The sequence below is a fragment of the Arthrobacter sp. H41 genome (genome assembly GCF_000520535.1).
GTDB lineage: Bacteria > Actinomycetota > Actinomycetes > Actinomycetales > Micrococcaceae > Arthrobacter_D.
In genome coordinates, this window is sequence record NZ_KI914776.1 from 10742 (window position 1) to 18940 (window position 8199).

Here is an 8199-nt window from a genome sequence, read left to right on the forward strand (position 1 = left end):
CGTCGTCCATGTCCACGCGGTGATCGTCCTCGCGCACCTGGTAGGGCACCACGTTGTACAGCCGGCCGGAGAAGTTGATGCGCATGCCGTGGGTCAGGTGACCGCCGTGGGCGAGGTTCAGGCCCATGATGGTGTCCCCGGGCTTGATGAGCGCGTGCATGACGGCAGCATTGGCCTGGGCGCCGGAGTGCGGCTGGACATTGGCGAAACCCGCGCCGAAGAGGGACTTCACGCGGTCGATGGCGAGTTGCTCCCTGCCACGATCAGCTGCGGCTTGTGCTCCTGTGCCAGGCGCTCGACGTCGTCCATGTCCACGCGGTGATCGTCCTCGCGCACCTGGTAGGGCACCACGTTGTACAGCCGGCCGGAGAAGTTGATGCGCATGCCGTGGGTCAGGTGACCGCCGTGGGCGAGGTTCAGGCCCATGATGGTGTCCCCGGGCTTGATGAGCGCGTGCATGACGGCAGCATTGGCCTGGGCGCCGGAGTGCGGCTGGACATTGGCGAAACCCGCGCCGAAGAGGGACTTCACGCGGTCGATGGCGAGTTGCTCCAGCACGTCCACGTGCTCGCAGCCGCCGTAGTACCGGCGGCCGGGGTAGCCCTCGGCGTACTTGTTGGTCAGCACCGACCCTTGCGCCTGCATCACTGCCTGCGGGGTGTGGTTCTCCGACGCGATCATTTCGAGGCCGCGCCGCTGGCGCCCCAGCTCGGCGTCGATGCCCGCGGCGACTTCTGGATCGAGGTCGGCGAGGCCGGCGTTGAGATGATCGACGGCGCTGACGCGCCCTGTAGCGATACTCATAGTTGCATTCCATTCCGTTGCGCGTACTCTTCGACGGTGCCGATCGGATCGGGTTCGATCAGACCCGGATAGATGTTGATCAGGGCATATGACGAGGGAATCACTTCGAACGCCGGTAGAACGGGGTGTCCACCACGGTGAAGGGCTCCGGCTTTCCGCGCAGGTCGACGGAGACGTCGGTGCCCGGCACTGCGAGGGATGCCTCGACGTAGGCGAGCGCCACCGGGTAGCCCAGCGTGGGACTGGGAAGGCCGGACGTCACCGTTCCCACGGCAGTGCCGTCCACCACGACGTCGTACCCCGCCCGCGCCGAGCGGCGCCCGGAGCCCTGCAGGCCCACCAGCCTGCGTGCAGGCTCCTGGCCCTTCAGCGGTTCGAGGACCGACCGGCCCACGAAGTCCTCGGTCTTCTTGAGGCTGACCACCGGACCGAGGCCCGCTTCGAACGGATTGATGTCCAGGCCGAGCTCATGACCGTACAGCGGCATTCCCGCTTCGAGGCGCAGCGAGTCACGGGAGGCGAGGCCGCACGGCATCAGGCCGTGCTCCACGCCCGCCTGCATCGCCGCATCCCAGAGGCGGACCGCGAACGGGCTGCTGATGAACATCTCGAAGCCGTCCTCCCCCGTGTACCCGGTGCGTGCCAAGAGCACGGGAAGGCCTGCGAGCTCCACCTCGACCGCCGCGTAGTAGCGGAGCCCGGTGATGGCTTCCGCCGCTTCGGGTGCGGCCATCGCGAGGAGGATCGCCTCCGCGGTGGGGCCCTGCACGGCGATCAGTGCGGTTTCCTCCGACTGGTCCTCCACGGCGACGTCGAACCCGTCCGCGCGGATGCGCAGTTGCTCCGCGACGTTGTCCGCGTTGCTCGCGTTCGGCACCACGAGGAAGCGCTCCTCGGCCAGGCGGTAGACGATGAGGTCATCGATCACGCCGCCCTCGGCATTGCAGATGAGCGAGTACTTCGCCTTGCCCACGGCCACGACCGCCAGGTTGCCCACCAGGGCGTAGTTGAGGAAGCCCGCGGCCTGGGGTCCGCGGACGAGCACCTCGCCCATGTGGGAGAGGTCGAAGATCCCGGCGGCCCGCCGCACCGTGTGGTGCTCGTCCAGTTCGCTGCGGTACTTCAACGGCATCTGCCAGCCGCCGAAGTCGGTGAAGGACGCCCCGAGGGCTTCATGCTGTGCGTAGAGCGGTGTCTGCTTGGTCATGGGAGTCCCTAGTCTTCGAAGGCTTCGATCGGCGGGCACGAGCACACCAGGTTGCGGTCGCCGTGTGCGCCGTCGATCCGGCGTACGGGCGGGAAGTACTTGTCCTGCCGGAGGGAGCGCTGCGGGTAGGCGGCGAGCTCACGCGGGTACGCCTGGTTCCACTCATCGTTGATGAGCAGCTGGGCGGTGTGCGGTGCCTGCCGGAGCGGGCTCTCCTCGAGGGTGAAGTCACCGTTCGCCACCCGGTCGATCTCGCCCTTGATGGCGACCATGGCCTCGATGAAGCGGTCCAGCTCACGGAGGTCCTCGGACTCGGTGGGCTCCACCATCAGGGTTCCGGCGACGGGGAAGGACAGCGTGGGTGCGTGGAACCCGTAGTCGATGAGGCGCTTCGCCACGTCCTCGGCGGTGACTCCCGTTTTCGCGGTGAGCGGCCGGAGGTCGAGGATGCACTCGTGGGCCACGAGTCCCTGCGCTCCGGTGTAGAGCACGGGGAAGTGCTCGTTGAGGCGGGCGGCAACGTAGTTCGCGGCGAGCAGCGCGTGCGCCGTGGCGCTGGTCAGCCCCTCGGCGCCCATCAGTGCCACGTAGGCCCAGGAGATGGGCAGCACGCCGGCCGAGCCGTACATCGAACCGGACACCGGGGCGCCCCCGGCGGCGTCCGCGCCGCCGTCGTCCGCGATGTTCCGGTTCGCGTTCCCGGGGAGGAACGGCGACAGGTGCTCGGCAACTGCAACGGGCCCGACGCCGGGACCGCCGCCGCCGTGGGGGATGCAGAAGGTCTTGTGCAGGTTGAGGTGCGAGACGTCGCCGCCGAATTCACCGGGCTTCGCTAGGCCCACCAGCGCGTTGAGGTTGGCGCCGTCGATGTAGACCTGCCCGCCGGCACCGTGCACCTGATCGCACACCCAGCGCACGTCCTCCTCGAAGACGCCGTGCGTGGACGGGTAGGTGATCATGATCGCGGAAAGCTGGTCCGCGTGCTTCTCGATCTTCGCGACGAGGTCATCGTGGTCGATGTTGCCGTTCGATGCGGTCGCCACGACCACCACCTTCATGCCCGCGAGGACCGCCGAGGCGGCGTTGGTGCCGTGCGCGGAGGACGGGATGAGACAGATCGTGCGGTTTTCGTCGCCGCGCGAACGGTGGTAGCCGCGGATGGCGAGCAGGCCGGCGAGTTCGCCCTGCGAGCCCGCGTTCGGCTGGAGGGAGACCCTCGCATAGCCGGTGATCTCGGCGAGACGCTCCTCAAGGTCGGTGATCAGTTCCCGCCACCCCTCGGTCTGGCTCTCCGGTGCGAACGGGTGGATCGAGGCGAACTCGGGCCAGGAGATGGACTCCATCTCCACCGTCGCGTTCAGCTTCATGGTGCACGAGCCGAGCGGGATCATGGTGCGGTCCAGCGCCAGGTCCTTGTCCGAGAGGCGGCGCAGGTAGCGCAGCATGGCGGTTTCGGAACGGTGCATCGAGAACACGGGGTGCGTCATGAACGACGACGTCCGCTGCAGCTCCTGGGGAATGCGGCTCTTTCCACCGGTGCCGGATCCCGCGGTTCCTGCGGTTTCCTCGGGTTCGGACCCGAGGATTCCGGCGAGCGCCTCGACGTGCTGCGCCGTGGTGGTCTCGTCGCAGGAGATCCCGAAGTGGTCGGCGTCGATGGAGCGCAGGTTGAAGCCCTGCTCCTCGGCCCGCTGCACGAGGTCTCCTGCCTTGCCCGGTGCCTTGACCAGCAGGGTGTCGAAGAAGTCGGCGTGGACCACCGTGGCATCGGTTCCGGCCAGCAGGTCGGCGAGCTGCACGGCATGCTCGTGCGTGGTGCGTGCGATGGCCTTCAGCCCCTCCGGCCCGTGGTACACCGCGTACATGCTGGCGACGATCGCCAGAAGTGCCTGCGCGGTACAGATGTTCGACGTCGCCTTTTCACGGCGGATGTGCTGCTCGCGGGTCTGGAGTGCGAGGCGGTAGCCGGGTGCGCCGTCGGCGTCCTTCGACACCCCGACGAGCCGCCCGGGGAGCATGCGTTCAATGCCCTTGCGCACGGCCATGTACGCGGCATGCGGTCCGCCGAAGAAGAGCGGAACGCCGAAGCGCTGGGCGGAGCCGACGGCGATGTCGGCGCCCTGCTCACCGGGAGGGGTGATCAGGGTCAGGGCGAGGAGATCCGCGGCGACGGTGACGAGGGCGCCGCGCTCCTTGGCGGCGTCGATCACTGCCTTGTGGTCCCGAATGGCTCCCGAGGCTCCGGGCTGCTGCAGGACGATGCCGTTGATGTCGCCGTCGGGCAGACCGGTCGAGAGGTCGGCGATCTCCACCTCGAAACCGAGGGCTTCGGCGCGGCCGCGCACGACGGCGACGGTCTGGGGGAGAGCGTCGGCGTCAATCACCGTTCGGCCCTTGTTCTTGCCGGTGCGGCGCATGAGCAGGACGGCTTCGGCGACGGCGGAGGCTTCGTCGAGCAGTGAGGCGTTGGCGATGTCGAGGGCCGTGAGGTCCTGCACCATGGTCTGGAAGTTGAGGAGCGCTTCGAGGCGGCCCTGCGAGATCTCGGGCTGGTAGGGCGTATAGGCCGTGTACCAGGCGGGGGATTCGAGGACGTTGCGGCGGATCACGGGGGGCGTGACGGTGTCGAAGTAGCCCTGCCCGATCATCTGGACGGCGGTCTTGTTCTTCCCGGCCATGGCGCGAAGCTGGACGAGGACCTCGGGCTCGCTCAGCGCGGCGGGGAGATCGAGCGCCCGCTCGGAGCGGATGCTGGCGGGCACGGCGATGTCCACGAGCTTGTCGATGCTGGGGTAGCCGAGCACCTCGAGCATCCGGCCGGCGTCGGACGGGCGGGGGCCGATATGCCGATCTGCGAAGGTTGAAGCCGTTTCCGGGGAGGCTTTCATGGGAACTCCATACGTGAGGTGGGTGCGCGTTGGTGCGCCTACGTGGTGGGTTCCTCCCCGCTCTGTAGGGAACCTGAGAGTTTCCGCGAGGCTTTCGCCTGCTTGCACCGTCGGTGAGCGCCGCAGGTTCCGCGAGGAAACGCGGGAGGATGCAGTGCTGCTTTCCAGAGTTGCCTAACCGCAGCGGTACTGGGCCTGAGAGATTCCTGGGGAGGATTTGCTCCTACGGCGCCTACCGGAGTCGACTTTCGCGGTAGAACTCTCCCGCTGCAGGTCAATGGCGTATTCGATTGTGTGTGGTCCGTACCACAAGCTTACCGCGTGCTGGTGCGGGCGGGCAAAGCAGGCCGGGCTATCACCCAAAGGCACAATCTGTTCATGACCAGCGAGATGACTGTGAGCCAGGGCCGCGCCGACCTGAGCGCGGTGACGTCCCGTGCCGGCGCTGCAGCAGCTGAACGCCTCGACCCGCGCGAACTGAGATCACCGGAAATCATGCGATTGCATGTAAAACGGGAATGAGGCCCGGAGCGGCCGCGTTGTAGGCCACAGGATCCAGAGCGGATCGACTTCAAGAGCACGGGAGCGTCAACCATGGCACGGCACCTCGAACTGGGACTGGATACCTTCGGCGACGTCACGAGGGGCAGTGACGGCAAGCCGGTTCCCTACCCGCAGGTGATCCGCAACGTGATCGAGGAAGCCGTGCTGGCCGACCAGGTGGGCATCGACTTCTTCGGCGTCGGCGAACACCACCGGGACGATTTCGCGGTCTCGGCCCCTGAAACCGTCCTCGCCGCCATCGCCGGCAGGACCACTCGGATTCGGTTGGGTTCGGCGGTGACCGTCCTGAGCTCCGATGACCCCGTCCGGGTGTACCAGCGGTTCGCCACGCTCGATGCGGCGTCGAACGGGCGCGCCGAGGTGATCCTCGGCCGCGGGTCCTTCACCGAGTCCTTCCCGCTCTTCGGGTTCGAGCTCTCGCAGTACGAGGAACTCTTCGAGGAGAAGCTGAGCCTTTTCGCCGAACTCATCAAGGAAGAGCCGGTGAACTGGAGCGGCCGCACCCGGCCCGGCCTGACCGACCACCGCGTGTATCCCCCCACGGAATCCGGACGCCTGAAGACCTGGATCGGCGTCGGCGGCAGTCCCGAATCCGTGGTGCGCGCGGCACGCTACGGGATGCCCCTCATGCTGGCCATCATCGGCGGCGAGCCCGCCCGCTTCGCCCCCTACGTAGACCTCTACCACCGCGCCCTCGCCCAACTGGGGCAGCCGACGCTCCCCATCGGCGTGCACTCCCCGGGCTATATCGCCGACTCCGACGAGCAGGCCCGCGAGGAACTCTGGCCCGACAACCGGATTCTGCGCGACCGCATCGGCGCCGAGCGCGGCTGGGGCCCCACCACGAGGGCGGAGTTCGACGCCGAGGCCGACGCCGGCTCCCTCTACGTGGGCTCACCGGAGACCGTCGCACGGAAGATCGCCGCCACGGCAACCGCACTCGGCATCGACCGCTTCGACATGAAGTACAGCGCCGGGCCGCTGCCCCACGAGAAGTTGATGCACAGCATCGAGCTTTACGGCATAAAAGTGATACCGATGGTGCGCGAGTTGCTGGCGTGACGTTCTAAGGTAGCCTCATGCCGAATTTCATCGACCAGGCCCGCCTGGTGCCGCGGGTCGCACTCCTCTCCACCCGGGCGCCCCGGGACTCCAACAAGGCCTGGGAGGGTTACTGGAGCCGGGTGCAGCAGACCGGAGCCGGCGGCGAAGTGCTCTGGGACTCGGCCTCGGACACGGAGTGGAACCAGTACGAGGGTTTCGCCCGGAAGCACATGGACCTCGCCCTCCCCGTTGTCGACGTCGGCTGCGGCAACGGGACCTTCACCCGGCGGCTTGCCGGGGTGTTTCCCCTGGCCCTCGGCATCGATGTCGCAAGGAGCGCCGTCGAGCGGGCTGAACTGGAGTCAGCAGGGATGTCGCGAACGGGATACCGCACTGGAGATTTCACGATGGCCGGCACCGGCGCGGCGATCCGCGCGGAATGCGGGCCGGTGAACGTCTTCGTCCGCGGCGTCCTCCACGTCCTCCGGAAGGAGCAGCAGCGGGCGCTCGCCCGGAACCTCGCTGACCTCGTAGGAGGAACGGGAAAGGTGCTGCTGACCGAGACGAACTTCCGGGGCAATCCGCTTGCCTACCTGCAGAGCCTCGGTGCAACTCCGGGCGATATTCCGGAGCAACTCGAGCGTGCCATTTCCGGCATTCCCGTGCCCGGCCGTTTCGGTGCCGGGGAGCGGGCGGCGGCCTTTCCTGCGGAGGATTGGCACGTGGACGAGGAAGGCCCGGTCACCATCGAAGCGGTCACCATGACGTCCGGTGGACCGACCGCCATTCCGGGCTACTACGCAATGCTCAGCCGCCGCCCGTGACGCGGGCGCCGCGGAAAACGATCGACGGCGGGAAGGCGACCCTCGAGCTTCGGGCAGATGGCATAGTGCACCTGGCTTGGATCCGCGACGTCCGTATCGAGGAACCGGACGCCCGTGCTGCGATGAAAGCCGTTGACGAGCTGTGCCAGGAGGATTCGCATCCCATGCTGGTGGATATGGAGACCACCGAAGCCGTGAGTCGGAGCGCGCGCAGCGTCTTCTCCATCCCGTGTGCGGCGGGGTGTGGAGACCCTCTACTATCTGGTGCATTCAATGGGCTCCTTGCCAACTTCTTCCTCGGCGTGCACACGCCACCGTGCCCCACGCGATTTTTCACCTCACGGAACGAAGCAACCGTGTGGCTCCTGAATCCTGCAAGCGTGTCCTGAACCCGGACAGTGCGTGCCGACTATGCCGCTCCGAGGGCGGGCACCTGCATCCCGAACTCCCGCTTCAGGGCGAGCTTCGCGGCATGGAACCCGGCCATGCCGTGGACACCGGGGCCCGGCGGGGTGGACTGGGAGCAGAGGTACACGCCTTTGAGCGGTGTGGCCCACGGTTGCAGGGACGGAACCGGCCGCGCCAGCATCTGGCGCAGGGTGACGGCACCGCTGCCGAAGTCACCGCCCACATAATTGGCGTTATAGGCCTCCAGCTCGGCCGCTGTCGCCACACTGGAACTGACGACGATGTCACGGAAGCCCGGCGCGAAGCGCTCGATCTGCCGTGTGATGGCTTCGGTCATGTCCTTCGTCGAGCCGTTGGGGACATGGCAATAGGTCCAGAGCGTGTGGCGCCCCCCGGGAGCGCGCGTGGGATCGAACGTCGACGGCTGGGACACCAGCACATAGGGGCTGTCGGGATGCCT

5 protein-coding genes, 3 pseudogenes and 1 riboswitch are annotated in these 8199 nt (G+C 67.4%); of the genes and pseudogenes, 3 read left to right on the forward strand and 5 right to left on the reverse strand.

Translation table 11 applies throughout. The features are described 5' to 3' along the window. From Y705_RS21040 to gcvP, 4 genes and pseudogenes are all read right to left on the reverse strand, one after another. Positions 1-253, reverse strand: a pseudogene (locus Y705_RS21040) (serine hydroxymethyltransferase); the annotation flags it as partial. An 11-nt stretch (positions 254-264) separates the two neighbouring features. Beyond that, positions 265-804: pseudogene (locus Y705_RS0104805) on the reverse strand (aminotransferase class I/II-fold pyridoxal phosphate-dependent enzyme); the annotation flags it as partial. Positions 805-904: 100 nt separating this feature from the next. After that, positions 905-2011 (reverse strand): glycine cleavage system aminomethyltransferase GcvT, encoded by a 1107-nt coding sequence (gene gcvT, locus Y705_RS0104815; RefSeq protein WP_026532026.1) that lies wholly within the window; start codon positions 2009-2011, stop codon positions 905-907. 8 nt (positions 2012-2019) lie between these two features. Beyond that, a complete protein-coding gene (gene gcvP / locus Y705_RS0104820) occupies positions 2020-4899 on the reverse strand; it encodes an aminomethyl-transferring glycine dehydrogenase (protein WP_026532027.1) in 2880 nt (959 codons plus the stop codon). Positions 4900-5073: 174 nt separating this feature from the next. Beyond that, positions 5074-5176, reverse strand: a riboswitch (glycine riboswitch). 317 nt (positions 5177-5493) lie between these two features. Here gcvP and Y705_RS0104825 point away from each other — a divergent pair. Genes Y705_RS0104825 through Y705_RS23555 form a run of 3 tightly spaced genes read left to right on the forward strand, consistent with a single transcriptional unit; the run spans position 5494 to position 7720 of the window. Then, entirely contained in the window at positions 5494-6525 is a 1032-nt protein-coding gene (locus Y705_RS0104825) for an LLM class flavin-dependent oxidoreductase (RefSeq protein ID WP_026532028.1), read from the forward strand. Between the two features lie 17 nt (positions 6526-6542). Next, positions 6543-7331 (forward strand): class I SAM-dependent methyltransferase, encoded by a 789-nt coding sequence (locus tag Y705_RS0104830; protein ID WP_026532029.1) that lies wholly within the window; start codon positions 6543-6545, stop codon positions 7329-7331. Then, a complete protein-coding gene (locus tag Y705_RS23555; protein ID WP_049822287.1) occupies positions 7328-7720 on the forward strand; it encodes a DUF7793 family protein in 393 nt (130 codons plus the stop codon). Before Y705_RS0104830 ends, Y705_RS23555 begins: the two co-directional genes overlap by 4 nt. Before the next feature lie 20 nt (positions 7721-7740). On the opposite strand, the pseudogene Y705_RS17495 reads toward Y705_RS23555, so the two are convergent. Beyond that, positions 7741-8199 (reverse strand): annotated as a pseudogene (locus Y705_RS17495) (NAD(P)/FAD-dependent oxidoreductase); the annotation flags it as partial.

Bases quoted from the DNA above. Each gene is read 5' to 3' on its own strand.
- gcvT (WP_026532026.1), bottom strand. From the start codon at position 2,011: ATGACCAAGCAGACACCGCTCTACGCACAGCATGAAGCCCTCGGGGCG.
- Y705_RS0104830 (WP_026532029.1), top strand. From the start codon at position 6,543: ATGCCGAATTTCATCGACCAGGCCCGCCTGGTGCCGCGGGTCGCACTC.
- Y705_RS0104825 (WP_026532028.1), top strand. From the start codon at position 5,494: ATGGCACGGCACCTCGAACTGGGACTGGATACCTTCGGCGACGTCACG.
- gcvP (WP_026532027.1), bottom strand. From the start codon at position 4,899: ATGAAAGCCTCCCCGGAAACGGCTTCAACCTTCGCAGATCGGCATATC.